The following is an 803-nucleotide window of genomic DNA, read 5'->3' as shown; positions in this document are numbered from 1 at the left end:
CTCGGCGGCGGGCCGGTGCGGGCGGCGGAGCTGGCGTTCAGGGCGGTCGCGGCGGCGGTGCGCGCGGGCGTTCCGGTGGACCTGGAGTTCCCGCCGGTCGAGGTGTTCTCGCTGCCGTCGCTGGGTGTCGTCGTCGGGCCGGGGCTGACGTGGTCGCCGTTGCCGGAGGTCGACCTGGGCGGGCACACGCTCCAGGTGGACGTGTGGGCGGGCGGCGGGGTGCCGGCCGAGCTGCCCGTCGAGCCGTCACCCGACCTGCGGCGGTGGCGCGACGCCCTGCGGGCCGCGTGGAACCTGCTGACGCGCGACCACCCGGCGTTGGCGGCGGAGGTGGCGCAGGTCGTCTCGGTGGTCACGCCCATGCCGTCGTCGCCGTCCGGGACGAGCAGCGCGACGCTGGCCGACGCGTTCGGGTGCGTGTTCCTGTCGCCGACACCGGACGCGGAAACGCTCGCCGTGACGCTCGCGCACGAGGCGCAGCACAGCAAGCTGGCCGCGTTGATGGACTTGTTCCCGCTGGTCCGGCCCGACGTGGACGCGCTGTTCTACGCGCCGTGGCGGGAAGACCCCCGGCCCGCCGCCGGTCTGCTGCACGGCACGTACGCGCACCTCGGCGTGGCCGGCTTCTGGCGCGACCGACCCGGCGAGGCGGCGCAGGTCGAGTACGCGCGCTGGCGGTCCGCCGCCCTGATCACCGCGGAGGCGCTGCTGGCGGGCGGCGTGCTCACGCCCACCGGCACGTGGTTCGTCCGGGAGGCGGCCGACGTCCTGCGCGCCTGGTGCGCCGAGCCCCTGCCCCCGGC

1 protein-coding gene is annotated in these 803 nt (G+C 76.8%); it reads left to right on the top strand.

Going from position 1 to position 803, the window contains the following annotated elements; genetic code table 11:
* Nucleotides 1-803: aKG-HExxH-type peptide beta-hydroxylase (locus tag ACFQ3T_RS36825; RefSeq protein ID WP_380730825.1), on the top strand; the 803-nt coding region annotated here is incomplete at both ends.

The sequence above is a fragment of the Saccharothrix hoggarensis genome (genome assembly GCF_042678885.1).
Lineage (GTDB): Bacteria > Actinomycetota > Actinomycetes > Mycobacteriales > Pseudonocardiaceae > Actinosynnema > Actinosynnema hoggarensis.
The sequence above is the reverse complement of the archived record's forward strand: the minus strand, read 5'-3'. Positions and strand labels throughout refer to the sequence as shown.